This is a genomic window from Curtobacterium sp. MCBA15_012 (assembly GCF_001864935.2).
Classification (GTDB): Bacteria; Actinomycetota; Actinomycetes; order Actinomycetales; family Microbacteriaceae; genus Curtobacterium.
On the sequence record NZ_CP126267.1, the window covers coordinates 3,015,262 to 3,039,879 of the forward strand.

General features: G+C 70.3%; 27 protein-coding genes. 16 read left to right on the forward strand and 11 right to left on the reverse strand.

Annotated features, from left to right (window positions below; all coding sequences use genetic code 11):
- Positions 1 to 151: 151 nt before the first annotated feature.
- On the reverse strand, positions 152 to 1,093 hold the full coding sequence (locus tag QOL15_RS13840) for a LysR family transcriptional regulator (protein ID WP_071248681.1): 942 nt from the start codon (positions 1,091 to 1,093) through the stop codon (positions 152 to 154).
- Between the two features lie 118 nt (positions 1,094 to 1,211).
- On the opposite strand from QOL15_RS13840, the gene QOL15_RS13845 reads away from it, so the two are divergent.
- From QOL15_RS13845 to QOL15_RS13855, 3 genes are all read left to right on the forward strand, one after another.
- Entirely contained in the window at positions 1,212 to 2,195 is a 984-nt protein-coding gene (locus QOL15_RS13845; RefSeq protein ID WP_065963175.1) for a putative oxygenase MesX, read from the forward strand.
- Between the two features lie 18 nt (positions 2,196 to 2,213).
- The gene (locus QOL15_RS13850) at positions 2,214 to 3,263 is read left to right on the forward strand and encodes a methionine synthase (RefSeq protein WP_065963128.1); all 1,050 of its coding nucleotides are present in this window, start codon (positions 2,214 to 2,216) and stop codon (positions 3,261 to 3,263) included.
- Positions 3,264 to 3,389: 126 nt separating this feature from the next.
- Entirely contained in the window at positions 3,390 to 3,740 is a 351-nt protein-coding gene (locus tag QOL15_RS13855) for a hypothetical protein (protein ID WP_071248684.1), read from the forward strand.
- Between the two features lie 122 nt (positions 3,741 to 3,862).
- On the opposite strand, the gene QOL15_RS13860 is transcribed toward QOL15_RS13855, so the two are convergent.
- The 3 genes from QOL15_RS13860 to QOL15_RS13870 form a co-directional block, all read right to left on the reverse strand.
- Positions 3,863 to 4,357, reverse strand: coding sequence for a hypothetical protein (locus QOL15_RS13860; RefSeq protein WP_139197550.1), 495 nt, complete (start codon positions 4,355 to 4,357; stop codon positions 3,863 to 3,865).
- A gap of 55 nt (positions 4,358 to 4,412) precedes the next feature.
- Positions 4,413 to 5,159: a hypothetical protein gene (locus QOL15_RS13865; protein ID WP_139197551.1), complete on the reverse strand. Its 747-nt coding sequence runs from the start codon at positions 5,157 to 5,159 to the stop codon at positions 4,413 to 4,415.
- A 196-nt stretch (positions 5,160 to 5,355) separates the two neighbouring features.
- Positions 5,356 to 5,985 carry a TetR/AcrR family transcriptional regulator gene (locus QOL15_RS13870; protein ID WP_065963135.1) on the reverse strand — a complete coding sequence of 210 codons (630 nt, stop codon included), beginning with the start codon at positions 5,983 to 5,985 and terminating at the stop codon, positions 5,356 to 5,358.
- A 91-nt stretch (positions 5,986 to 6,076) separates the two neighbouring features.
- On the opposite strand from QOL15_RS13870, the gene QOL15_RS13875 reads away from it, so the two are divergent.
- The 7 genes from QOL15_RS13875 to QOL15_RS13905 all read left to right on the forward strand — a co-directional run bounded on the left by QOL15_RS13875 (position 6,077) and on the right by QOL15_RS13905 (position 10,877).
- On the forward strand, positions 6,077 to 6,823 hold the full coding sequence (locus QOL15_RS13875; RefSeq protein ID WP_065963136.1) for an SDR family NAD(P)-dependent oxidoreductase: 747 nt from the start codon (positions 6,077 to 6,079) through the stop codon (positions 6,821 to 6,823).
- A gap of 80 nt (positions 6,824 to 6,903) precedes the next feature.
- On the forward strand, positions 6,904 to 8,100 hold the full coding sequence (locus tag QOL15_RS13880) for an FAD-binding domain-containing protein (protein WP_071248693.1): 1,197 nt from the start codon (positions 6,904 to 6,906) through the stop codon (positions 8,098 to 8,100).
- A gap of 199 nt (positions 8,101 to 8,299) precedes the next feature.
- Positions 8,300 to 8,602 carry a hypothetical protein gene (locus tag QOL15_RS13885; RefSeq protein WP_065963142.1) on the forward strand — a complete coding sequence of 101 codons (303 nt, stop codon included), beginning with the start codon at positions 8,300 to 8,302 and terminating at the stop codon, positions 8,600 to 8,602.
- 114 nt (positions 8,603 to 8,716) lie between these two features.
- Complete coding sequence (locus QOL15_RS13890) at positions 8,717 to 9,142, forward strand: PRC-barrel domain-containing protein (protein ID WP_071248696.1); 426 nt, start codon at positions 8,717 to 8,719, stop codon at positions 9,140 to 9,142.
- Between the two features lie 72 nt (positions 9,143 to 9,214).
- Positions 9,215 to 9,568, forward strand: coding sequence for an SdpI family protein (locus QOL15_RS13895; protein WP_071248699.1), 354 nt, complete (start codon positions 9,215 to 9,217; stop codon positions 9,566 to 9,568).
- 85 nt (positions 9,569 to 9,653) lie between these two features.
- Complete coding sequence (locus QOL15_RS13900) at positions 9,654 to 10,295, forward strand: hypothetical protein (protein WP_139197552.1); 642 nt, start codon at positions 9,654 to 9,656, stop codon at positions 10,293 to 10,295.
- Positions 10,296 to 10,457: 162 nt separating this feature from the next.
- On the forward strand, positions 10,458 to 10,877 hold the full coding sequence (locus tag QOL15_RS13905; protein WP_071248702.1) for a hypothetical protein: 420 nt from the start codon (positions 10,458 to 10,460) through the stop codon (positions 10,875 to 10,877).
- A 68-nt stretch (positions 10,878 to 10,945) separates the two neighbouring features.
- Here QOL15_RS13905 and QOL15_RS13910 read toward each other — a convergent pair whose 3' ends face one another.
- The 5 genes from QOL15_RS13910 to nrdH form a co-directional block, all read right to left on the reverse strand.
- Positions 10,946 to 11,401, reverse strand: coding sequence for a hypothetical protein (locus tag QOL15_RS13910; RefSeq protein ID WP_071248705.1), 456 nt, complete (start codon positions 11,399 to 11,401; stop codon positions 10,946 to 10,948).
- A gap of 245 nt (positions 11,402 to 11,646) precedes the next feature.
- Positions 11,647 to 12,648: a class 1b ribonucleoside-diphosphate reductase subunit beta gene (gene nrdF / locus QOL15_RS13915; protein WP_065963154.1), complete on the reverse strand. Its 1,002-nt coding sequence runs from the start codon at positions 12,646 to 12,648 to the stop codon at positions 11,647 to 11,649.
- Positions 12,649 to 12,781: 133 nt separating this feature from the next.
- Positions 12,782 to 14,887: a class 1b ribonucleoside-diphosphate reductase subunit alpha gene (gene nrdE / locus QOL15_RS13920; RefSeq protein WP_083230284.1), complete on the reverse strand. Its 2,106-nt coding sequence runs from the start codon at positions 14,885 to 14,887 to the stop codon at positions 12,782 to 12,784.
- A 17-nt stretch (positions 14,888 to 14,904) separates the two neighbouring features.
- Positions 14,905 to 15,321 (reverse strand): class Ib ribonucleoside-diphosphate reductase assembly flavoprotein NrdI, encoded by a 417-nt coding sequence (gene nrdI, locus QOL15_RS13925; protein WP_065963157.1) that lies wholly within the window; start codon positions 15,319 to 15,321, stop codon positions 14,905 to 14,907.
- Between the two features lie 111 nt (positions 15,322 to 15,432).
- Entirely contained in the window at positions 15,433 to 15,666 is a 234-nt protein-coding gene (gene nrdH, locus QOL15_RS13930; RefSeq protein WP_058727719.1) for a glutaredoxin-like protein NrdH, read from the reverse strand.
- Between the two features lie 401 nt (positions 15,667 to 16,067).
- Between nrdH and QOL15_RS13935 the strand changes: the two genes are divergently transcribed.
- From QOL15_RS13935 to QOL15_RS13945, 3 genes are all read left to right on the forward strand, one after another.
- Positions 16,068 to 17,273: an MFS transporter gene (locus QOL15_RS13935; protein ID WP_071248708.1), complete on the forward strand. Its 1,206-nt coding sequence runs from the start codon at positions 16,068 to 16,070 to the stop codon at positions 17,271 to 17,273.
- A gap of 289 nt (positions 17,274 to 17,562) precedes the next feature.
- Positions 17,563 to 18,381, forward strand: a complete 819-nt coding sequence (locus QOL15_RS13940) for an aldo/keto reductase (RefSeq protein ID WP_071248711.1) — start codon at positions 17,563 to 17,565, stop codon at positions 18,379 to 18,381.
- Positions 18,382 to 18,522: 141 nt separating this feature from the next.
- Positions 18,523 to 20,307 carry a hypothetical protein gene (locus tag QOL15_RS13945; protein ID WP_139197553.1) on the forward strand — a complete coding sequence of 595 codons (1,785 nt, stop codon included), beginning with the start codon at positions 18,523 to 18,525 and terminating at the stop codon, positions 20,305 to 20,307.
- A 103-nt stretch (positions 20,308 to 20,410) separates the two neighbouring features.
- On the opposite strand, the gene QOL15_RS13950 is transcribed toward QOL15_RS13945, so the two are convergent.
- On the reverse strand, positions 20,411 to 20,749 hold the full coding sequence (locus tag QOL15_RS13950; protein WP_139197554.1) for a hypothetical protein: 339 nt from the start codon (positions 20,747 to 20,749) through the stop codon (positions 20,411 to 20,413).
- A gap of 97 nt (positions 20,750 to 20,846) precedes the next feature.
- Here QOL15_RS13950 and QOL15_RS13955 point away from each other — a divergent pair, with 97 nt between their 5' ends.
- Together QOL15_RS13955 and QOL15_RS13960 are read left to right on the forward strand one after the other, a co-directional pair.
- Positions 20,847 to 21,743 carry a hypothetical protein gene (locus tag QOL15_RS13955; protein WP_071248726.1) on the forward strand — a complete coding sequence of 299 codons (897 nt, stop codon included), beginning with the start codon at positions 20,847 to 20,849 and terminating at the stop codon, positions 21,741 to 21,743.
- A gap of 102 nt (positions 21,744 to 21,845) precedes the next feature.
- The gene (locus QOL15_RS13960) at positions 21,846 to 22,367 is read left to right on the forward strand and encodes a ribonuclease H (protein WP_065963170.1); all 522 of its coding nucleotides are present in this window, start codon (positions 21,846 to 21,848) and stop codon (positions 22,365 to 22,367) included.
- A gap of 27 nt (positions 22,368 to 22,394) precedes the next feature.
- Here the strand turns inward: QOL15_RS13960 and QOL15_RS13965 are convergent, their stop codons facing one another.
- Positions 22,395 to 22,646 (reverse strand): DUF6458 family protein, encoded by a 252-nt coding sequence (locus QOL15_RS13965; protein WP_065963172.1) that lies wholly within the window; start codon positions 22,644 to 22,646, stop codon positions 22,395 to 22,397.
- Positions 22,647 to 23,055: 409 nt separating this feature from the next.
- Between QOL15_RS13965 and QOL15_RS13970 the strand changes: the two genes are divergently transcribed.
- Complete coding sequence (locus tag QOL15_RS13970; RefSeq protein ID WP_071248728.1) at positions 23,056 to 24,567, forward strand: hypothetical protein; 1,512 nt, start codon at positions 23,056 to 23,058, stop codon at positions 24,565 to 24,567.
- Positions 24,568 to 24,618 lie beyond the last annotated feature (51 nt).

Sequence of the window (24,618 nt, forward strand, 5' to 3'; positions counted from 1 at the left end):
CTGCCGGGTCACCGCACCCACGCGACCCACCCGACCGGCGCAGGCCGCGCCTCCAGACCGGTCGCCGCACACGCGACCCGCCTGACGGACGCAGGCCACGCCGCCAGGCCGGTCGTCACCCGGCCTGCGGACGCAGGCCGGGCCGCCGGGCCTAGCCCAGCGGCTCCACCCCGTAGCTGACGACCACCGCGCGCAGCTCGTCCAGGTACGTCTGCGCCTGCACGGTGAGCGGCACCGACGCGTGCGCGATCCACCCGATCTCGATGCGCTCGTCGACGTCGAGCGGGATCGCGACGATCTCCGGGTCCAGGTCGTCGCTGATCAGCCCCGTCGAGATCGTGTACCCGCCGAGGCCGATCATGAGGTTGAAGATCGTCGCCCGGTCCGCGACGCGGATCTCGCGCTTGCTCGACATCGTCGACAGGATCTCCTCCGCCAGGTAGAAGGAGTTGTTGGCGCCCTGGTCGAAGGTCAAGCGGGGCAGGTCGGCGAGGTCGTCGAGCGTGGCCCGATCCTGCGAGGCGAGCGGGTTGCGCCGCGCGACGAAGATGTGCGGCTGCGCGACGAACAGCGGCGTGAACACGACCCCGGCGTCCCGCATGAGCTTGCCGAGCACCTGCCGGTTGAAGTCGTTGCGGTACAGGATCCCGACCTCGCTCCGCAGGGTCCGGACGTCCTCGATGATGTCCCACGTGCGGGTCTCCCGGAGCGAGAACTCGTACTCGTCCGCGGCCGCCGCCTCGACCATGCGGACGAAGGCCTCCACGGCGAAGGAGTAGTGCTGCGCGGAGACCCCGAGCAGCCGCCGCGAGGCCTGCCGTCCGACGTAGCGCTGCTCGAGCAGGGAGACCTGTTCGACGACCTGCCGGGCGTACCCGAGGAACTCGACCCCGTCGACGGTGAGCACCACGCCCCGGGCCGACCGGGTGAACAGGGGGCGCCCGATCCGCGTCTCGAGGTCCTTCATCGCTGCGGACATCGTCGGCTGCGACACGTAGAGCAGGTCGGCGGCCGCGCTGATCGAGCCCTCCGAGGCGACCTCGATGAAGTACCGCAGCTGCTGCAGGGTGATGTCGTTCGCGACCCGAGCCATAGGCCGAGGCTATAGCAGCGCATAGCGTCTCGGTATTACCTGATGACTCCGCTCCGCCGTCATGATCGAGGGACACCTTCCCAGTGCCCTCGGGCGCACGACGTACGGAATGCCGAGCATGGCGAACGACCTCACCTTCAGCATCACCCGGACCCGCTTCGACGAGGACTACTCCCCCGCCGACAGCTCCCGGCTGACCACGAACTTCGCCAACCTGGCACGCGGCGAACACCGGCAGCAGAACCTCCGCAGCGCCCTCGCGATGATCGACCGCCGCGCGAACGACCTGGCGTCGTCGGACGGCGACGTCACCGACCGCTTCCACGTCGAGCTCGACATCGTCTCGGTCACCGCGCACTTCGTCGACGACGGTGCCGCCGTCGCGTTCCCGCTGCTCGAGATGCTCGACGTCACGATCGTCGACCAGCAGACCGGCGAGCGCCACCAGGGCATCCTCGGCAACAACTTCTCGTCGTACCTGCGCGACTACGACTTCGCCGTGCTGCTGCCGACCCTCGACAAGACCGTCGGCCTGCCCGACGACTTCGGCCACCTGCACGGCCAGCTCTTCCAGCGCTTCGTGGAGTCCGACGCCTTCCGCGCCGAGTTCCACGCCGAGCCCGTCGTCTGCATCAGCGTCTCCACGAGCCAGACCTACCGGCAGACCGGCACCGTGCACCCGGTGCTCGGCGCCGAGTACGCGCACGAGCACTCCTCCCTGACCGACGACTACTTCGGCCGGATGGGCATGCAGGTCCGCTACTTCATGCCCCCGGGCGGCAAGGCCCCGCTCGCGTTCTACACGCGCGGCGACCTGCTGCACGACCACTCCGACCTGCAGCTCGTCGGCACGATCGCGACGATGGAGACCTTCCAGAAGATCTACCGCCCGGAGATCTACAACGCGAACACGGTCGCCCCGAGCACCTACCGCCCGACCCTGGAGCACACCGACTTCACGCGGCCCGACGTGACCTACGACCGCGAGGAGCGGAGCCGCCTCGCCGTGACGCAGGGCCGCTACACCGAGGAGCACCTCGTGCAGCCGCACCGATCGTTCCTCGAGCGCATCGCCGCCGACGCCGCCGTCCCGACCCACTGAGAACCTGGACCTTCACCGATGAGCACCCTCCTCCCCACCTCCATCGTCGGCAGCCTGCCGAAGCCGTCGTGGCTCGCCGAGCCCGAGAAGCTCTGGTCGCCCTGGCTGCTCGACGGCGCAGCCCTGGCCGAGGGCAAGCAGGACGCCCTGCGCATCGCCGTCCACGAGCAGGAGCGCGCACGGCTCGACATCGTCAGCGACGGCGAGCAGACCCGGCAGCACTTCGTCACGACGTTCATCGAGCACCTCGACGGCATCGACCAGGAGCGCAAGGAGACGGTCCGGATCCGCGACCGCTACGACGCCGCCGTGCCCACGGTCGTCGGCGCCGTCAGCCGCCCTGCGCCCGTGTTCGTCGAGGACGCGAAGTTCCTCCGCGCCCAGACCGACCGTCCGATCAAGTGGGCGCTCCCCGGCCCGATGACGATGATCGACACCCTGTCGGACCAGCACTACAAGAGCCGCGAGAAGCTCGCGTGGGAGTTCGCCACGATCCTCAACCAGGAGGCGCGGGAGCTCCAGGACGCCGGCGTCGACGTCATCCAGTTCGACGAGCCCGCCTTCACCGTCTTCCACGACGAGGTGCAGGACTGGGGCGTCGCCGCACTCGAACGCGCCGCCGAGGGGCTGCGCGCCGAGACCGCCGTGCACATCTGTTACGGCTACGGCATCGAGGCGAACAACCGGTGGAAGGAGACCCTCGGCGCCGAGTGGCGGCAGTACGAGCAGTCCTTCCCGCTCCTGCAGCAGTCGTCGATCGACATCGTCTCGCTCGAGTGCATCCACTCCCACGTCCCCCTCGAACTCGTCGAGCTGATCCGCGGCAAGAAGGTCATGCTCGGCGCGGTCGACGTCGCCACCGAGACCGTCGAGACCCCGGACGAGGTCGCCGAGGTGCTGCGGCGAGCGCTCGAGTTCGTCGACGCGGACAAGCTCATCCCGAGCTCGAACTGCGGGATGGCGCCGCTGGCGCGGGACGCGGCGCTCGGCAAGCTGAGCGCGCTGTCCGCTGGGGCGGACATCGTGCGGGCCGAGCTCGCTCGCGTGGCGGTGCCGGCAGGGCGGTAGCGCGGCGTCGCGGCGGCCGAATGGCGCTCAGGTCCCGCCTGGAGGCTCGGGTCGCTTTCGCGGCAGAGGTCGCGTCGGCCGAGACGACGTTCCAGCAGATCGACACGTCCGTGCCAGCATGCTTCCATGCGACCCTGGCGGAACCGAAAGCCCCCCGCACCGCATCCCGAGGAGATCGATCCCCGAGTCCCGAAGCTCGCGGACTGGGGCCGGAACGGCATCATCGGGACGATCGGCTCGGGGCCCGCGGCCGGCTCGACGGTCGTGGCTCATCCACACTGGACCGCAGCCGGCTTCGACTGGTACGAGGTGGAGGTGTGGGACGGCCCCGAGGAGATCGAGTGGTTCACGGACGATCGGGTCCCCGGCCAGGAAGGTGGCCTCATCGACGCGCTCACCCGCGAGGTCGATGTGCACTGGTGGACGGACAGGGAGCGCATCGACGCCTTCTGGGCCACGCACTGGGACCGCACCTGAGCGACGAACCGACGACGAGCGGGGCCTCACGCGATCGGGTCAGACCCCGGGCGTTGACCACGTGACCTGGTCGCAGCCCGGACCGGAGGCGCGGCTCCGTTGCTGCGATCAGGCCGCCGAGGTCACTCCTGGCCGTCGAGGCTCATCTCGTCGAAGTCGCCCGCGACGCACAGCGAGCTGCCGTCGATCGTGTACCCACGCGGATCAGCGCGGAAGTCCGAGGAGCCCACCGGCCCACCCCGACCTCGAACGCCGAGGATCGGGTCCTCGCCGCCGGTCTGGTACCGCTCAGTCGTGACCCCGAGGTCCTTCCAGTGCTGCTCCACCGCCTCGACATCCGCCTTCGGGTCAGCGCTCGCAGCGCGGACCTTGACGTAGACGTACTGGACGCCACGCTCCCCCAAGCCGACATCACACTTCCCGAGTCCGGGACCGTCGCTGGTTTCCCAGCCGTCCCCCACCACGTCGGTCGAGCCCTCGACGAACGTGACGACGGACTGCTTCGCGTGGTCCGGGCTCTTCCCGACCCCGGCGCTGCAGCCGGCGAGGACGACCATGAGCAGCGCGGCTGCGGTCGCTCGGAGAACGGCGACGGCCCTCCACCGCATGGGTTCCACGCGGGTGTTGCTCACTGACCGGTCGGCGTCCGCGAGGCGCACCGTCGTCCGGCGATCAGCGCTGCCGGACAGGATCGCTCCAATTCGGGAACGGCTCCGAGACACCCGGCTCGGATGCATCGGGGAAGTCGGCGGGGTCCCGCAGTGCGATCGCCTCGATGAGCCCCGGAGCGTCGTGTGCCCAGAACGCCTCGCTGTACACGCCGAGCGAGTACTGTCCGTTCGGCCGCACGTTCCAGGTCACCCACCATCCGTCGCCGGTGTCGGCCCGGACCTCGTGATCCGTTCCGACCTTCGCGCTGCTCCAGCGCCACCCTTCTTCGTCGAAGTAGCGCTGCATCGGCTCGAGGTCCTGCACCGCGCCGGTTGCACCCTCCGGCTCGATGATCCGCACGGCTCGGAACGCGTAGGAGTTCTCCCTTGTCGCACCCTCCGGCGCCGTGCCGAACGCATCGTCGCCCGCGGGCAGGGGACGGACGTCTCCGCCGTTCCAGTACCACGTGCCGTCCGATATCCGTCGTTGTGCAGCTGCGAGCAAGGCCTGCCCGTGCTCGTACCGCTCGCCAGCCAGCTCGAACTCGTCCTGCAACGAGCGGTCGGCTCCCTGCGCCTGCGTCGTGCCCGCTGCGTCTCGCGCGTCCTGCCCGGGCACGCAGCCTGCGCCGCCCGAGGCGCATCCGGTCGTCGCGAGCACCGTTGCCGCGAGCACGGTCACGATCGCGCCGCGCAGTCGCGGACGGGAGGGGTGAGCCCGCAGGCCCCCGGAAGTTCCCCCGACGGCAGCGACGCGGACGTCGGTCACCCCGTCATCGAACACAGTCGTCACGCACACCCCCGTGTGGTTCGCAAGCTGGTGTCCGACACTACCCAACGACCGACGGACCCGACCCGCGCGGTGCTCCCGCCGGATGCGCGCCTCCAGACCCGGACTGGAGGCCCGGCAGCCGTCCGCCCCGCCGGTCACGTCGCTGCGCCGTCACCTCGGCCGGCCGTGACCTTCAGTCCCAGGGACCGTCTGCGGTCCCGAGGTGCTCCTCGCCGAGTGGTGTGATCGGCAGGGCCGCGAGGCTCGCGATCCCCACCTGCAGGAGCGCAGCGCGCGACGTCCCGACGCGCCCGATCGCGCCCATCCCCTCGATCACCGCGCAGAAGTAGGTGCCGAGCGCCTCCGCGTCGGCGTCGGCCTCGACCTCGCCGGCCGCCTGCGCGTCGACGATGCAGGCCGTGTAGCCCGCGCGGATGGTGTCGAAGGCCTCGGAGACGGTCGCGGCGACCTCCTGATCGCGGGCCGACAGCTCCACCGCCGCACGGAGCAGCAGTGACGGTGCCCCCTGCGCCGCCCCGTGCTCGACCGCCACCGACACCAGCTGCGTCCGGATCCGCGCGATCGGGTGCTCCGCGCTCCGGAGGACGGACTGCACGACCTCGACGGCCTCGGCGGTGTCGCTCAGGAAGGCGCGCATGAACAGCTCCTTCTTGCCCCCGAACGTGTTGTACAGACTCTGCCGCCCGAGCCCGGTCGCCGCCAGCAGGTCGTCGAGGGACGTGCCGTCGAACCCGGACGCCGCGAAGGCGCGCCGGGCGCGCTCGACCACCTCGGCCTCGTCGAACTTGCGCGGTCGGGGCATGTCGACTCCTCGGAACTCGTTGTTGACTGATCAGTCAAGCACGGCGTACCGTTCTGGACCAAGCAGTCAACAACAACCCCAGGAGGTCACCATGGTCGGAGTACTGCAGGACAAGACCGCACTCGTCACCGGCGGGACGTCGGGCATCGGACTCGCGGTCGTGCGCCGCTTCGTCGACGAAGGCGCGCACGTCTTCGTCACCGGTCGCCGGCAGGAGGCACTCGACGCCCTGCGCGACGAGTTCGGCGACGCGGTCACGCCGATCCGCGCCGACGCTGCCGAGCCGGACGACATCGCGGAGGTCTTCGCCGCGGTCGCCGAGCGCGGTCGCGACCTGGACGCCGTGCACGCGAACGCCGGTGGTGGGGAGTTCAAGTCGCTCGACGCCGTCACCGCCGAGGACTTCGAGGCGACGTTCGGCACCAACGTCCGCGGGACCACCCTCACCGTGCAGGGCGCCCTGCCGTTCCTGCACGAGGGCTCGGCCGTCGTCGTCACCGGATCGACGGCGGCATCGGGCACGGAGCCGTCGTTCGGCCTGTACGGGGCGTCGAAGGCCGCGATCGCGGCGCTGACCCGCACGTGGGCGGCCGAGCTCGCGCCGCGCGGCGTCCGGATCAACACCGTCGTCCCCGGCCCCACGGAGACACCTGGTCTCGCCGGCCTCGCCCCGGGCAACCCGGACGCGCTCCTCGAGCAGATGGCGAGCGGGCTCCCGTTCGGCCGGCTCCTGCGCCCGGAGGAGGTCGCCGCCACGGTGCTCTTCCTCGTGTCCGACCAGAGCTCGGGGATGACCGGCAGCGAGCTCCTCGTCGACGGCGGCAGCAGCATCGCCTGATCCGGCCGACCTGTCCGGTCTCCCCCTCCTGCGCCCGCCGCGCGCGGCTCCTCCGGTGGCGGCGGGCGCAGGATGGCGGGGTGACCACCCCCACCCGAGCCGCCGGCCTCGACGCCCTGCACACGTTCGTCCCGCACGCCGGGGCCGACTACCGTCGCGACCGCAACCTCGACACGGGTCCCGGGCGGACCAACGTCTCCGGTCTGTCGCCGTACATCCGGCACCGGCTCGTCACCGAGCAGGAGGTCGTCGACGCCGTGCTCGAACGGCACAGCCTGCACGCCGCGGAGAAGTTCGTGCAGGAGGTCTTCTGGCGCACCTACTGGAAGGGATGGCTCGAACAGCGCCCCGAGGTCTGGCGCCGCTACCGTGCCGAGGTCGCCGACCTGCTCGCCGGGGATCTGCCCGCCCGCTACGAGGACGTGGTCTCCGGACGGTCCGGCATCGACGCGATGGACGCGTGGGCCGCGGAGCTCGTCGAGACCGGGTACCTCCACAACCACACGCGGATGTGGTTCGCGAGCATCTGGGTCTTCACCCTCGAGCTGCCGTGGCAACTCGGCGCCGACTTCTTCCACCGCCACCTCCTCGACGGCGACGCCGCCTCCAACACCCTGTCGTGGCGGTGGGTGGCCGGTCTCCAGACCCGGGGGAAGACCTACCTGGCGACCACCGAGAACATCGCTCGGTACACCGACGGACGCTTCGCACCGACCGGGCTCGCCACCGAGGCGCGCGCGCTCGACGAGGAGCCCTTCCCACCCGCAGTCCCGGTCGCGTCCGACGACGTCGAGGGCCAGCCGGGCGAACGCGTCGGGTTGCTGCTGCACGAGGAGGACCTCGAGCCCGAGAGCCTGCTCGCCGAGCACCCGTCCCTCGCCGGGTCGATCCGGGCGGCCGCTGTCGCCGCCGACCCCCGTCACCGTTCCCCCGCCGAGGTGTCGCCCGCGGTCGTGGCCTTCACCACCGGCGCGGCAGCGGACGCGGCGTCACGGACGACCGACGCAGCAGGTCGTCCCGCGACGGGGCTCGACTCGCTCGAGCCGTCCGCTGTGCTCAACTGGGCAGCCGCCGAGGACCTCGACTCGATCGTCGTCCCGTACGCGCCCGTCGGCCCCGTCCGGGAGCGACTCGACCTCCTGCGCGCCCGCCTCGCCGCGGAGGGCATCGCGCTCGTCACCGTCCGCCGACGCTGGGACGGCCGCGCGTGGCCGTACGCGTCGCGGGGGTTCTTCCCGTTCCGCGAGCGGATCCCGGGGCTCGTTCGTCAGCGCTAGCGTCCGCCGAGCCCCGGCACCGTCCGCCGCGTCCCGTCCGGCAGGTGGTTGCTCTGCCGACCGGCCTGGAGGCGCGGCTCACCTCCGTCCCGCAGGTCACGTCCGCAGGTTGCAGCAATGGACCGCCGCGGATGCATGCCTGAGGTGCAGATACACCACGTTTGATCTTTCTCCGTCGGTCGGGCACGATGCTCGCACCGTGGCGAGGGCCGCCGGGGTCGAAAGGGAGGTCATGATCGTCGTAAACGCGCGGACCCGCGCCCTCGTGATCGTCAGCGGAGTGATGGCAGCAGTGGGCGCCTTCGCGTTGTTCGGTACCGCGCCAGCGGGCATGGTGGCGTTCGGGACGTTGTGGTTCGCCGCGGCCTCTCCCGGTGCCGACGACTCGATCGCCGTCGATCTCCGCGGCGCTCGCGTCGACCCGCGTGATGTTCGTCGGTACCGCGAGGACCATCCGGGCACGACGATCATCGAGGCCGCGTCGGCGATCGCTCGACGCTGAGCCATGGTGGCTCCGCCGATTTCGACGGCGGAGCCACCACATCCTGGTCGTAGCCGTTCAGCACCATGAGACGCTCCGCCGCGAAGCGCCAGGCGCGGGGCGTTGACTACGTCCATGATCACCAAGGACAGGATCCACGAGGTCGAGAACGCCACCGTCCGGGACCGCGACGGCGCATCGGTCGGCAAGGTCGCGCAGGTGTTCCCCTCCGCGGAGGACGGCAGCGCTGCGTTCGTCAGCGTCGCAACCGGGCTCCTCGGGAGTCACACGGCTCTCGTCCCCGTCGAGGACGCCAGCTTCGACGGCACGGACCTGCACGTCGGCTACACGAAGCGTGCGATCAAGGACGCGCCCTCCCCCGGCGCCGGGAACATCCTGCCCCTCGCCGACGAGAACGCCGCCCGCAAGCACTTCGGGCTCTCCCCGGCCGGCAAGGCGACCGGCGACATGGGCGACCCGCACGAGAACCTCGACCAGGCCGGCACCGGCCCGGCCGGCGCGGACGACACCGAGGGCGCGGGCACGACGCCACCGGCGTGAGCCGAGCGGCCACCCCTCCCATGCGCGACTGAAACATTGCCGTTCTTCGACTCGTACTCTACCGCGGCTGACATGCTCGGAGTGCTGGTGTTCGCGATGACGCTCGAAGTCGGCGGAGCGGCCCTCATCACGTGGCTGACCTGGAGAGCGGCCAACGGATCGTTGCCGCGGAACAGGCTCGCTGGTGTACGAACGTCGATCACGCTGTCGAGCGACGAGGCGTGGCGGCTCAGCCATCGTGCAGCACTGCGACCGACGATCATCTCCGCGATCGCCACCGTGACGTGGGCAGCGATCAGCATCAGCGTCGAACCACTCCGCACACCGGCCGCCGTGCTCGTCGCCGCGGGCCTCCTGGTCGGCGGGGCGCTCCTGTCCATCCCGGCCGCCCACCGCGCCGTCCGCCGGTCGTCGCAGGCGTCGTAGGGCTGCGACGCGCTGCAGGGCCGGGCACCGTCCCGGGCACGAGCTCCGTCGGTCGATCCGCGATCGAACAGCTCACTCGACCCGCATGCGCGAGACCACGAGACCTGGGACCTGGGACTGCGAGGATCACACCGTGCCACTGCGTTCCCTCGACGAGCTCGACGATGCGACGTTCGACGTCACCGCCGCACGGGCCGTCGACGGACGGTTCGTCCTGAACGGTTCGGTCGTCGAGCACGACACGAGCGCCGGAACGGTTCTCCTGCCTGTCACGCTGACCGTGCCGGACGCGGTGGACGTCGTCGTCGATCACGTCCATGGGACGGGCGACCTCGTCCTCGAAGCCATCGACGTGACCTCGACGACAGTGACGCTCCGAGGCGTCATCCCGTGCGAGGTAGCCGTGACCACGTCCGTCCAGAGTCAGGTGCTGCTCGATGTCGGCACGACGCTCATCGCGGTCCGCCGTCGGTGGCGATGGCGGCCGTGGGACGGATCGACGCCGGTGATCCTCGACTTCCGCGCCGTGTCGAGACGCCTCCGGCAGCACGCCTGTGACGTGTGCCCACACCCGTGGGCCGAACACCCCACCGAACGGGATGCGAAGGGCGCGACCTGCGGTGAGTGCGACTACGAGCTCGAACACGGCGAACTTCCGCCGGGCACGCGGGTGTGCACCGCGCAGGTACCGCATCGACTCATCGAGCCAGAGTCGTCCCTCCGGTGACACGGAGCTCCAGGCCGCGATGCGCGGGGAACGCGATGGCGAACGAGAGCTTCCTGCACGCGATCTCGCCGGCGTCGTGATCGCCGAGGAGCGGCCGCCACGGGGCGAACGCGTTCCCGAGGAGCAGCACCGCAACCACGCTCGCCGCATTAGCGTCTTCCCATGAGCGAGTTCTTCATCGCAGGCAGCTGGCGCAACCGGGCAGCAGTGCTCGACGTCGTCGAAGCACTCGACCGCGCGGGGGCTTCGTCGTACTCCTTCGTGCGAGCGGAGTACGACGAAGAGGCCGCCGTCCTCGCGAATCCGGGAGGCGCAGACGACGCAGCTCTCGACTCGGCAGGGGTGCGGAAGCTCTTCGAACAAGACCTGGCGGAGCTCCGCGCGGCCGATCACTTTGTCCTCGTGCTGCCGGCCGGGGCTGCTGCACACATCGAAGCAGGCATCGCGTTCGGCCTTGGCAAGCGCTGCTGGGCCGTCGGTCCTGTCGATCGATCGGAGACCCTCTACCGGATCTTCGAGGGGATGCACGCTGACGCCGCGGACCTGGTCGGACAGCTCAGGGCGCTGCACGTCGTCCGGTAGCCGATCGGCGTTCGGCGGTCACATGACAAGGACGGAACCGGACGGTCTCGTGCACGTGCAGCGCGTACTCAGAGCGTCCGCGGGGTGAGGTCGCCGTCCTCGGTGTCGTACGTCGTGACCCGCCACGTCGGCTCGCGCCCGTCGACGACACGCGCCAGCTCGACCAGTCGTGAGCCGGGCCACTCCTCGCCCGAGGCCCGGACGGCGTCGCCACAGCTGGTGTCCGTCTCCGCGACCTCAGCCTCGGTCAGGGTGACCTCGCGTCTCCGCACGAGGCTGAGGTCCGCGGCGTCGACGAGCGCCTCGACACCGCTGGTCGGTTCCGCGTCGGACTCCCCCATGAAGTCCGTCCTCCCCGGATCGGTGCTGCGGATCCGCCAGACCCACTGCTCCGCCACGTACTCGAGGCGGAGCCCGACGACCGGACCGCCCACGGCCTCGGATTCGCCGGAGATGCCGTCGATCCAGTCGGAGGGCCACCGCACCGCACTCGGCACCGCGGCGCTCGGCCAGTCAGACCCCACCCCTCGGGGAGCTGGGGGAAACGTCGCACACCCGGCGAGCGCGACGGCGACCGCGCTCAGCATGCTGGCGATGACCACAGATCGTCCGGATCGCACCACGTCCCCCTCGTGAGCAGCCCAGCGTAGACGAGCACCGGCGCGCCTGCCTCCGAGGACCCGCCCGGCATCAGCTTCGAAGCGCGCGAACGCCCCGCCAGCCGGAGCCAGCGGGGCGTCCCCACGAGTCAGAGCGGATCAGACCAGGATCAGAAGTCCCAGTCCTCGTCCTCCGTCACGACCGCCTTGCCGATGACGTACGACGAGCCCGACCCGGAGAAGAAGTCGTGGTTCTCGTCCGCGTTCGGCGACAGGGCCGACAGGATCGCCGGGTTCACGTCCGTCGTCTCCTTCGGGAACATCGGCTCGTATCCCAGGTTCATCAGCGCCTTGTTGGCGTTGTAGTGCAGGAACTTCTTGACGTCCTCGGTCAGCCCGACACCGTCGTAGAGGTCCTGCGTGTACTGCACCTCGTTCTCGTAGAGCTCGAACAGCAGGTTGAACGTGTAGTCCTTGATCTCCTGCTTGCGCTCCTCGGAAGCGCCCTCGAGGCCCTTCTGGAACTTGTAGCCGATGTAGTACCCGTGCACGGCCTCGTCGCGGATGATCAGACGGATCAGGTCGGCGGTGTTGGTGAGCTTCGCGCGCGAGGACCAGTACATCGGCAGGTAGAAGCCGGAGTAGAACAGGAACGACTCGAGCAGCGTCGAGGCGACCTTGCGCTTCAGGGGGTCGTCACCGGTGTAGTAGTCGAGGACGATCTGGGCCTTCTTCTGCAGGTTCACGTTCTCGGTGGACCAGCGGAAGGCGTCGTCGATCTCGGGCGTCGAGGCGAGCGTCGAGAAGATCGACGAGTAGCTCTTCGCGTGCACCGACTCCATGAACGCGATGTTCGTGTAGACGGCCTCTTCGTGCGGGGTGATCGCGTCGGGGATCAGGCTGATCGCGCCGACGGTGCCCTGGATGGTGTCGAGCAGCGTCAGGCCGGTGAAGACCCGCATGGTGAGCTGCTGCTCCTCCGGCGTCAGCGTGTTCCACGACTGCACGTCGTTCGACAGCGGCACCTTCTCGGGCAGCCAGAAGTTGTTGACCAGCCGGTTCCAGACCTCGACGTCCTTGTCGTCCTGGATGCGGTTCCAGTTGATGGCACTGACCGCACTGATCAGCGGGATGGACTTGCCCGTTGCGTGGACCGGGTCGGTGAGGGTCATGGGATCGTCTTCCGGATTCGAGATGGTGATCTGATGTCGGACTGGAGGCGCGGTGCGGTCTGGCACCGCGCCTCCAGGATGTGGGCAGTCGCGTCAGCGACCGGTGGTCACTGCATGCACGACGCCGAAGGCGTCACAGCATGCAGGAAACGCAGCCCTCGACCTCGGTGCCCTCGAGAGCGAGCTGGCGCAGACGGATGTAGTAGATCGTCTTGATGCCCTTGCGCCATGCGTAGATCTGGGCCTTGTTGATGTCGCGCGTGGTGGCGGTGTCCTTGAAGAACAGCGTCAGCGAGAGCCCCTGGTCGACGTGCTGCGTCGCCGCGGCGTACGTGTCGATGATCTTCTCGGCACCGATCTCGTACGCGTCCTGGTAGTAGTCCAGGTTGTCGTTCGTCATGAACGGCGCCGGGTAGTAGACGCGACCGAGCTTGCCTTCCTTGCGGATCTCGATCTTCGACGCGATCGGGTGGATCGACGACGTCGAGTGGTTGATGTACGAGATCGAACCGGTCGGCGGGACGGCCTGCAGGTTCTGGTTGTAGATGCCGTGCTCCTGGACGGACGCCTTCAGCGCCTTCCAGTCGTCCTGCGTCGGGATCGTGACGTTCGCCTTCGCGAAGAGCTCGCGGACGCGCTCGGTCGCCGGCACCCACGCCTGGTCGGTGTACTTGTCGAAGAACTCACCCGACGCGTACTTCGAGTCGCGGAAGCCGTCGAAGGTCTCGCCGGTCTCGATCGCGATGTTGTTCGAGGCGCGCAGGGCGTGGAACAGCACCGTGTAGAAGTAGATGTTCGTGAAGTCGATGCCCTCTTCGGAGCCGTAGTACACGCGCTCACGAGCGAGGTAGCCGTGCAGGTTCATCTGGCCGAGGCCGATGGCGTGCGACTTGTCGTTGCCGTCCTCGACCGAGCGCACCGAGGTGATGTGCGACATCTGCGAGACCGAGGTCAGGCCGCGGATCGCGGTCTCGATGGTCTTGCCGAAGTCCGGCGAGTCCATCGTCAGCGCGATGTTCAGCGAGCCGAGGTTGCAGGAGATGTCCTTGCCGATCTCCTTGTACGAGAGGTCCTCGTTGAAGGTCGTCGGGGTGTTGACCTGCAGGATCTCCGAGCACAGGTTGGACATGTTGATCCGACCCTTGATCGGGTTGGCCTTGTTCACCGTGTCCTCGAACACGATGTACGGGTAGCCCGACTCGAACTGGATCTCGGCGATGGTCGTGAAGAAGTCACGCGCCTTGATCTTCGTCTTCTTGATGCGCGAGTCGTCGACCATCGCGCGGTAGTTCTCGGAGATCGGGACGTCGCCGAACGGGACGCCGTAGACCTTCTCGACGTCGTACGGCGAGAACAGGTACATGTCCTCGTTGTTCTTCGCGAGCTCGAACGTGATGTCCGGCACGACGACGCCGAGCGACAGCGTCTTGATGCGGATCTTCTCGTCGGCGTTCTCGCGCTTGGTGTCGAGGAACTTCATGATGTCGGGGTGGTGGGCCGACAGGTACACGGCACCGGCACCCTGACGCGCACCGAGCTGGTTCGCGTACGAGAAGGAGTCCTCCAGCAGCTTCATCACGGGGATGATGCCCGAGGACTGGTTCTCGATCTGCTTGATCGGGGCACCGGCCTCGCGGATGTTCGAGAGCAGCAGGGCCACGCCGCCGCCGCGCTTCGAGAGCTGCAGCGACGAGTTGATCCCGCGCGAGATCGACTCCATGTTGTCCTCGATGCGGAGGAGGAAGCAGGAGACGAGCTCACCGCGCTGGGCCTTCGCGGTGTTGAGGAACGTCGGGGTCGCGGGCTGGAAGCGGCCGGCGATGATCTCCTCGACGAGGTCGATCGCGAGCTGCTCGTTGCCCTGCGCCAGGCCGAGGGCGGTCATGACGACGCGGTCCTCGAAGCGCTCGAGGTAGCGCTTGCCGTCGAACGTCTTGAGCGTGTAGCTCGTGTAGTACTTGAACGCACCGAGGAACGTCTGGAACCGGAACTTCTTGGAGTACGCCAGGTCGTTGAGCTTCTGGATGAAGTCCATCGAGTACTGGTCGATCGTCGCCTGCTCGTAGTACTCGTTCTCGACCAGGTAGTCCAGCCGCTCCTTCAGGTTGTGGAAGAAGACGGTGTTCTGGTTGACGTGCTGCAGGAAGAACTGCTTGGCGGCCTCACGATCCTTGTCGAACTGGATGTTCCCGTCCGCGTCGTAGAGGTTGAGCATCGCGTTGAGGGAGTGGTAGTCCATCCCCGTCTGCGGCGACGTCAGATCGACGTCTGCAACTGCTGCGTCCAAAATGCATCCAATCCTGAGTTGACCGCCTGCACGTCGTCAGGCGTTCCGAAGAGTTCGAAGCGGTACAAGACGGGGACGCCGCACTTCTGCGAGATGACGTCCCCTGCGAGCCCGTAGGCCTCGCCGAAGTTCGTGTTGCCCCCGACGATCACGCCGCGGATGAGCGAACGGTTGTGTTCGTCGTTGAGGAACTTGATGACCTGCTTGGGCACCGCGCCCTGCCCGTTGCCGCCGCCGTACGTCGGCAGGACGAGCACGTACGGCTCGTCCGCGTGCAGGAACGGGTCGCCCGGGTAGAGCGGGATGCGGTCCGCGTCACGGCCGAGCTTCTCGATGAAGCGTGCGGTGTACCCGGACACGCTCGAGAAGTAGACGAGGCGACTCATGTGCGCGCTCCTTGCGAGAGGTGCGGACAGCAGATCAGGAGGGGCCTGGCGGAGGCGGTGCGTGCCTCCAGGCCGGCGGAGCCGCGGGTCCCGTGACGGGACCCGCACGGCTCACGCGAGTTCGGCGCTGAGCGTCGCGATCTTGTCGGGACGGAAGCCCGACCAGTGGTCGTCGTCGGTCACGACGACGGGGGCCTGCATGTAGCCGAGCGACTTGACGTGCTCGAGCGCGGCCTCGTCGGCGGAGACGTCGAGCACCTCGTACTGGATGCCCTTGTTGTCGAGCGCGCGGTACGTCGCGGTGCACTGCACGCAGGACGGCTTGGTGTAGACGGTGACGGCCATGATCTCCCCTGGTTCTTGCTGGTTGTTCGTGCTGTGGAGTGGTGCTGGTGTCGGGTGCCACTGGCACCTGCGCAGACGTGTCCGGGAAGGGGCCGCTGCGGTGACTCCACACTACATCTAGTGGCTGGCCACGGCACCGACCACAAGAGGAAGTGTTACAGCCGTGTAGTTCTCCACAACGCCCTCCACAGTCTGTGGATTCCCGGGAGGCCCGTCGTTCCGCCAGTCTGCGGCGCACCACCGACACTTCCCCACACCGGTGGACGACCTCGATCCACAGGTGTGGAATCGGCGCGTCGGCGTGTCGCGGTGAGTCCTCCACAAGGGGTGCTCGAGGCGGCTCGTCCACAGCACCCCCGGACGGGTGTCAGCGGATTCCGTCCGGTCCGTACACTCGGACCGTGAGCGCCTACGGACCCCTGCTGAAGACCCCCGGAGTCGGCCGCGTCATCGCTGCGCAGCTCACCGCGCGCTTCCCGTTCGGCATGCTCTCCCTCGCCTACCTGCTGCACGTCGAGCACGTCTTCGGCTCGTACGGCGCCGCCGGACTCGTGCTCGCGACGACGAGCATCGGCCAGGCCATCGCCGGTCCGCTGACCAGTCGGTGGATGGGCAGCTGGGGCATGCGCCCGGTCCTCGTGCTGACGAGCATCGTCGCGCTCGCGAGCATGGTCGTCATCGCGTTCGTCCCGATGGCGCTCGGCGGGTACGTCGTCGTCGGGTTCCTCGGTGGCCTGGCGGTGCCGCCCGTGCAGCCGGCCGTGCGCACCATCTACCCCAAGATGGTGACCTCGTCGCAGCTCACACCGCTGTTCTCGCTCGACGCCAGCGCGCAGGAGCTCATCTGGGTCGCCGGCCCCGTCATCACGACCTTCGTCGCGACGCAGGTCGGGACCGTGCAGGCGATCGTCGTGGCGATGGTGTTCCTGGTGGTCGGCGGTGTGTGGTTCATCGCCTCCCCCGAACTCGGTCGCGTCCGGATCCCCCGGTCGAAGCGCGCGTTCGGCGTCGTGCTCAAGCGGCCCTCGGTCGTCGTCGCCACGCTGACCGGCCTGCTCCTCATCGGGGCGTGCTCGGCGGTCGAGGCGAGCGTCACCAGCGTCTTCGGCGAGGGCAGCCCGAACGCCGGCATCGTCCTCGCGGTCTTCGCGGTCGGCTCGCTCGCGGGCGGCCTGGCGCTCGGGCACCGACCGATCTCGCGCAACACCCTGTGGGCGCGCATGTGCATCGTGTTCGTCGGCCTCGCGCTCGCGGTCGGCGGCACGGACTTCTGGTGGCTGTGCCTCGCGCTCGTCATCGCCGGTGCCGGTATCGCCCCGGCCCTCGCGGTCATGTTCGGCTCGGTGTCCGCGACCGTGAAGTTCTCCGACACCGCCGAGGCCTACGGCTGGATGGGTACCGGGCAGCTCATCGGCGCCGCGGGCGGGTCGGCCGTCGCCGGCTTCCTCATCGACGCGAACGGCCCCACCGGCGGCATGACCGTCGGCGCGGTGATGGCGGCCGCCGGGGTGGTCCTGCCGCTCGTCATGCGGCGGTGGCTCCCCGACCTGCGCGGACGCGACGCGAGCCCGCTGCCCGACACCGAGCCGGTCACGCTGCCGAGCTGACCGAGGCCGTCGGTGGGGCGCGGGCGGCGGCGCGACCGAGCCGCCGCGGGTGAACGACCTCCTCGCTGTCGAACGACACCCGCGATGGCGCTTCCGCCCGGGGCACCCGATGCGCCCGCAACGAGCGACACCTCCACTGTCGAACGACACCCACGATGACGCTCACCCTGCGTCCTCGCTCCACGCCCTGACCCGTCGCGGTTCCTCCACAGCTCACCGCCCGGCGCACCTGCTCCACACCCGGCCTGGAGGCGCGGCGCACCCCCGCCACGTTGGGCAAGATGGGCACATGGTCACCTCCATCCCCCTCCACGACGGCGCGACGATCCCCGCCGTGGGCTTCGGCGTGTACAAGGTCGACGACGCGGCGGCCGAGACGGCCGTCGCGACGGCCCTCGACGCCGGCTACCGGCACGTCGACACAGCCGAGATGTACGGCAACGAGGCCGGCGTCGGCAGGGCGGTGCGCGCCTCCGGCCTCGACCGTGACGACGTCTTCGTGACCACCAAGGTCTGGAACGACCACCAGGGCCGCGACGCCACCCCCCGCGCGTTCGACGCGAGCCTCGAGCGGCTCGGCCTGGACTCGGTCGACCTGTACCTCATCCACTGGCCGGCTGCCGCGAACGACCGCTACGTCGAGACGTGGCGGACGCTCGTCGAGCTGAGCGACCAGGGGCTGGCGCGCAGCGTCGGTGTCTCGAACTTCCAGGTGCCGCACCTGCAGCGACTGCTCGACGAGACGGGCGAGGTGCCCGTCGTCAACCAGGTCGAACGGCACCCGTGGCTGCCGCAGCGCGAGTTGATGGCCTTCCACGAGGAGCACGGCATCGTCACCGAGGCGTGGTCGCCGCTCGGCCGCGGCCGGCTCGTCGACGAACCGGTCCTCACGCGAATCGCCGAGGCACACGGCGTGAGCGTCGCGCAGGTGCTCGTGCGGTGGAACGTGCAGCAGGACGTCGTCGTGCTGCCCAAGTCGGTCACACCGGCACGCATCCGCTCGAACATCGACGTCGACGGCTTCGCCCTGACCGACGACGACCTGGCGGCGATCGCCACGCTCGAGTCCGGGCAGCGCACCGGGTCCCACCCCGACACCGTGTCCTGAGCGGCGGGAGCGGGAGTGGGCCGGGCACCTCGGTCCGCTCGGCTTCTTCGCTCATCGCACCCGGCAGGAATACAGAGTACGGAATACTCGTCCGCGATCCTTGCTCGGCGGCCCGTGTGGGCCGCGGACAAGGAGAACCACGTGACACACACGACCACCGGCCGCCGCGCGCGAGTGGCCAGCCTGCTGCTCGGCACCGCCCTCGCCGGCACCGCCGTCCTGGCGACGTGCGACCTCGCGAGCGCGACGCAGCTGCAGTACCCCCACGACCCGAGCATCGTCACGGTGGACGGCCGCCCGGCAGCGGACACGAAGGACGGGACGGACGTGTTCCAGACCGACCGCTGGGACTCCTCGGTCGTCGTCGACGCGGACGAGGGTGCGCTGACGATCCGGGACGAGGAGACCGGCGACGTCGTCTGCAGCGTGCCGGACTACGTGTTCGGTGAACACGCTGGCTGCCCGGCCTTCGTCGGTCCGGGTTCCCACCGCCTGGTCGCCTCGATCACCACGGACGGGGAGACCCGCTCCTCGCGCCCGTTCGTGCTCGAGTCGTACGCCGAGGACATGCCCGACGACGGCGCCGAGCCCTCACCACTCTCGGTCGAGCGGACCGCACCCGGCACGACTCCCGGGACGACCGCGGAGACCTTCGGTGGCGCACCGGGCGACCGGTACGTCCTCCGTGACGACCAGGGCTACGAGCTCGCACGCGGGACGGTCGACCCGGCCGGTCACGTCGTCGCAGCGGTCCGCACGTGGACGGAGCCGGTGCACGTGCACGCGGAGACGCAGCGGTCGGGCCACCGCGTCGTGACCGACCTCGAGGTGGTTCCGGACGCCGCACCCGTCCCGACGACCACGCCGCTCGAGCTCGTCGAGACGACGCCGGGCGCCGCGGGCACGACCGTCGTCCTCCGCGGGACGCCGGGGACGTGGTACCTGCTGCAGCAGGCGAACTCGCCCCGCCGCACGCAGGGCACCGTCCCCGCTGACGGTCGCGTGGCCTGGACCGTCCCGACCTCGCCGACCACGACGACCGTGCACTGGGAAGCGCACGGCGACGACGGTGCGGTCCTGAACGGGTCGTTCGACGTCGCCGCGGCAGTCGACACCGGCGTCCCGACCACGCCGGTGGTCGCGATCCCGGCACCCGGCCCGACCGATCCGGGCTTCCCGCTGCCCGTCGGCGACCAGGGCAGCGGCACCGGAGTCGGCGCTGGAGCAGGTACAGGTGCGGGTGCAGGTGCAGGTGCAGGCCCCGGTGCCGGTGCCGGTGCCGGTGCCGGTGCAGGCGAAGGCAGTGCGGGGCCGGGCAGCGGTGCCGGCCAGGGCGGTGGCGACCTCGTCGGCAAGCGAGTGGCGGCGGAACTGACCGCGATCAACCCGATCAGCCACGCCGGCACCCTGCGCGTGTCCGACCCGGACGCGCGGTACGGCTCCTACTCCGCCCGCGTCCTCGTCGACGGCAAGCAGGTGGCCTCCACCCGCATCTCCGCGACGCCGACGGACCGGACGATCGCTGATCTGGGCGCGAAGGGCGACCACACCCTGACCCTCGCGATCGACGACCGGGTCATCGCCTCGGTCGCGTACACCGTGCCGAGCAGCGTCCCGCAGCCCGGCGAGCACGCCGGCGAACGGGTGTCGGCGGAGCTGACCGCGATCAACCCGATCACCCACGCAGGAACCCTCCGTGTGTCCGACCCGGACGCGGGCTCCGGCTACTCCGCCCGGGTCCTCGTCGACAGCAAGCAGGTCGCCGCCGCGCTGATCACCACGACACCGACCGACCGCACCATCGCGAACCTGGGCGGGAGGGGCGACCACACCCTGACCCTCGCGATCGGCGACCGGGTGATCGCCACGGTGCCCTACACGGTGCCGGGCGCGATCGGGGCGACCACGGGCGACACGGGGGCCTGACCGCCGGAGGCGAGCCGCGCCTCCAGACCGGGTCGGCATCGTCGATGCCGCACCCGCACCGCGAACGGCGGGCCCGCACGGGCCCGCCGTTCGTCGTTCCCGGCTACGGGCGCCGGTCGTCCTCCGACTGCCACGGCAGGTGCAGGTCACCCGGCTCGGGCTCGACATCACCGGCGTCGTCGGCGCCGCCGGTCCCCGGGGCAGCAACGATGCGCGACGGGTCGATGCCGTCGCGGCGCAGGTCCTCGTCGTCGCGCTGCCGCGTCTGCGCGGCGACGGTCTCCCGCTCGCTCGACGGGCTGTACGACGTGTCGGCGGCCCGCTGCTCGGACTCCCCGACGCCGTCGGCGCCCTCGTGGTGTGCGGTCTCGCGCAGGGCGTCGTCGCGTGCGTGGTCGTCGGAGGCCTCGGGGCCCGGTGCGTCGGGGTTGCTGTCGCTCATGCCGTGCACAGTAGGCCGACGACCTCCGGTGTCGGTTCGGTCACGGGCGTCGTGGTCCGCTCCACGCTCGGCTACGGTCGTGACGAGGGGGTCCGACATGGGACGCAGGACGGTCACGGCGTCGATCGCGCTCGCGGGGGTGAGCGCGCTGCTGCTCACGGGGTGCTCGGTGTTCGGCGACGACGCACCGCTGCCGAAGCCGACGGGGCACGCGGCTCCGAGCGCGTCGGCGCGTCCGGACGGCGGCGTCGACGGGGACGGCGCGGGCGGAGACGCCGAGCAGGTGTCGACGAAGCAGGCGGTGCCCGCGGGCACCGTGGTCGCCGAGACCGACGCCGTGTCGAAGTCCGGGGACACGGCCGTGCACGTGCGGATCGTGGCGGACGATGCCGGCACGTTCGACGCGCAGCTCTCCGGGTACCGGACGACGAACCCGCAACCGATGAGCATCGAGTTCCGCCGGTCCGTCGCCACCCCCGGCGAGGGCTTCGATGCTGACTCCGTCGCCTCGACCACCTGGCAGGCCGACGCTCCGGCGCCCGACTCGGTGAGCCTCTCGGACGCGGGCGCGTACCCCGACTGGCTGCACAGCGTCGTCCTCGTCCCGGCCGCCACGACCCAGGTCCCGGCCGACTCGGACGACGCGGACGAGTCCCTCGACGCCGATCGCCCGTGGGTCGGCACCGTCCTCGCGGCGGCCGAACTCCACTGGCGCATCCCGTCGCCGTTCCCCGACCTCCGACCGCGGGCCGGCGCTGCTCGGCCGGGCGCCTACGGCTGGGTGTTCGACGCCGCCGGCGACAAGCTCGCCGCTCCGGGCGGTGCCGTACCGACCGCCTACCGGGTGTCCCACGGCGACGACCAGACCACGGTGGCGAAGCGACTCGGTCTGACCCTGCCGCAACTGCGGTGGCTGAACCCCACGATGCACGTGCGCGGCAACGGATGGCTGTACGAGGACACCGACCTCAACCTCGACCCAGCGGCGCGCTGATCCCCGGGGACGTCCGCCCCACCCCGTCACGCGCTGACGCCGAGGGATGACCGGGGTCCGTTACGCTCGACCCCGCACACGCACCACCTTGGAGGTCCCACCGTGACGATCGTCGCCGCCGCAGACGGCTCAGCCCTCGGCAACCCCGGCCCGGCCGGCTGGGCCTGGTACGTCGACGACGACCGCTGGGCAGCCGGTGGCTGGCCGCGCGCCACGAACAACATCGGCGAGCTCACCGCCGTGCTCCAGCTCCTCCGCGCCACGAAGGGCACCGACGAGCCGCTGCACATCCTGTGCGACAGCCAGTACGCCATCAAGGCCTGCACCGAGTGGCTCGCAGGCTGGAAGCGGAAGGGCTGGCGGAAGGCCGACGGCAAGCCGGTGCTGAACGTCGAGATCATCAAGGAGCTCGACGCCGAGCTGCAGGGCCGCAAGGTCACCTTCGAGTGGGTGCGCGGGCACGTCGGACACGAGATGAACGAGGCCGCGGACGTCCGCGCCCGTGGTGCAGCGACCGCCTACCAGCAGGGCACCGACGTCCCGCACGGTCCGGGCTGGCCCGGCGTCGAGGTCGAGGAGCCGACGGCGCTGCCCGAGGCGACGCCTCCCGCGACCCTGTTCTGACCCGCGGTCAGGAGGCCCCCTCGGGGGTCAGTACGCCCCGTCGCGGCGGTCCTGGCGGGTGATCTGCTCCCCCGAGGCCGGGTCGACCCCGGAACGGGTGGTCGTGGTGGTCCGTCGTCCACCGAAGCCGACGGCCAGGCTGATGACGAGCAGCACGACGCCGGCGGCCATCAGGATGTAGCCGATCAGGCGCAGGTCGACGCCCGCGACCTGGAAGTCGAGCGCGAACGCGACGATGGCGCCGATCACGATCAGGGCGATGCTCGAGCCGATGCGCATGGGATGACCTCTCGTCGGGCCCGGCCGGTCGGCGATGGGCTGCCGCCGAAGGTACCCGTCCGGCCCGGCGAGCGTTCCCGGCGGCCTCGCGAGCGCTCACGGCACCCCTGGCGCGGGCGCGCCTGCGCGCCCCTCCGGCTGGCCCACCGACGACACCGGCCCGGCCCGGCCCGGCTCGAGCGCATCGCCGCAGCATTGCGTTCGGCATAAATACAACATGTTTGATCCCGGGCGGGACACAATGTCCCGGCGATGACCGACGCATCCCGTCGTCGGCGAGCGGTTCGACTCCGGTCATCTCCGGAGCACCCCACGCAGCGTCTCGACCGCGGTCGGGCTGCTGCGCCCTCGCCGCACCGCACCTCCCCCACCAGGATCCGGCAGACACCTGCCGCCGAGAGGAAACACCGTGCACGAACCGAAGAAGTCCCGCCCTCGGGCAGCCAAGCGGCTCGCCGCCTGCGCCCTGGCCGCCACCGCCGTCGCGACCGGAGCCACGGCGGGGATCGCCCCCGCCGCCACGGCTGCGGAGAACCACGCCCACCCGTGGGAGAAGCCGTCGCCGTTCCGCGTGGACGGACGGGCCCCCGTCAGCGAGTCGCCGATCACCGAGTTCCAGGTCGACAAGCGCGACTTCCACGTCCTGATCACCCCGGTCGAACCCGGGCACCTGACGCTCACCGAGCAGGACGGCACCGTCCTCTGCGACCTCGACGCACCGACGCCGGGCGTGCGCTGGTTCGACTGCGGCCTCACCGACTTCAGCGCGGGCCGGCACGTCCTGACCGCATCGGTCGACGAGAGCGACCAGGTCCGCGAGTCGGACCCGTTCGTGATCGAGTCGTTCCTCGACGGCGGCGACGCCGGCACGCCGGGCGGCGGCGACGAGGGTGACGGCGCCGGCCCCGGCGACGGCGGCACCCCGGATCCTGAACCGGTCGTCGCCGTCCCGGCCCCGGGTCCGGTCGACCCCGGCTTCACCGCCGGTCCCGGCGCGACCGCCCCCGGTCCGGTGGAGTTGGTCTCCGCAGAACCCAACGGGAACTTCTTCGAGACCCGGGTGACCGTCCGTGCCACGCCCGGTGACGAGCTGTCGGTCCGGCAGGAGGACGGGCACACCGTGCTGAACGAGCGGGTCCCCGCGGACGGACTCGTCTCGTTCGACACCGCACTGCACACGGGCGAGCACCGCCGGTTCCTCGCCGAGAGCCGCCGCTCCGGCAAGGTCCAGTCGAGCTCCTTCGAGGTGACGGGCAACGCGAACGAGGGCGTCGAGCAGCTCGAGGCGTTCCGGCTCGTCGACACGCGACTCGCCGGTTCCGCGACCGAGCTCGAGTTCCGCGGCACGCCGGGTGCGAACTACCAGATCAGCGGGGACCACGGCACCATCGCGAACGGCGTCGTGCCGGCGGACGGTGTCGTGGTCGTCCAGCTCGAGCTGCGCCACGGCGAGACCACCAAGGTGAGCGCCCTGGCCTTCAGCACGAGCGGCTCGAAGTGGGCGTCGTTCCCCGTGGTCGGCCTGGCGCCCGCACCGGAGCCCGAGCCGGAGCCCGAGCCCGAGCCCGAGCCGCAGCCGGAGCCCGTGGTCGCCGAGCCGAACCCCGGCACCCCCGTCGACCCGGCCTTCACCGTCGAGCCCGGCGCCGGCGAGGGCGCCGAGACCACCCTCGTCGCCACCGTCGAGCGGGCGAGCACGTTCTTCGGCGGCAGCGCCACGATCGGCCTGCGCGACGACGCAGCGATCGGCGACGGCTACGGGATCCGCGTCTGGGTCGACGGGAACTTCTCGACCTACGGTTCGCTGCGGGCAGACGGCACGGGACGGGTGCAGCTGCGCAACATGGGCGGCGCGGGCGATCACCAGGTCGTGATCGACCGTCGCGACGCGCCGATCCTCACGTTCACCGTGCACATCTGATCCGAGCACGCCCACCGCGGGAGCGCCACGAGCGGCCCCGGGAACACCGCC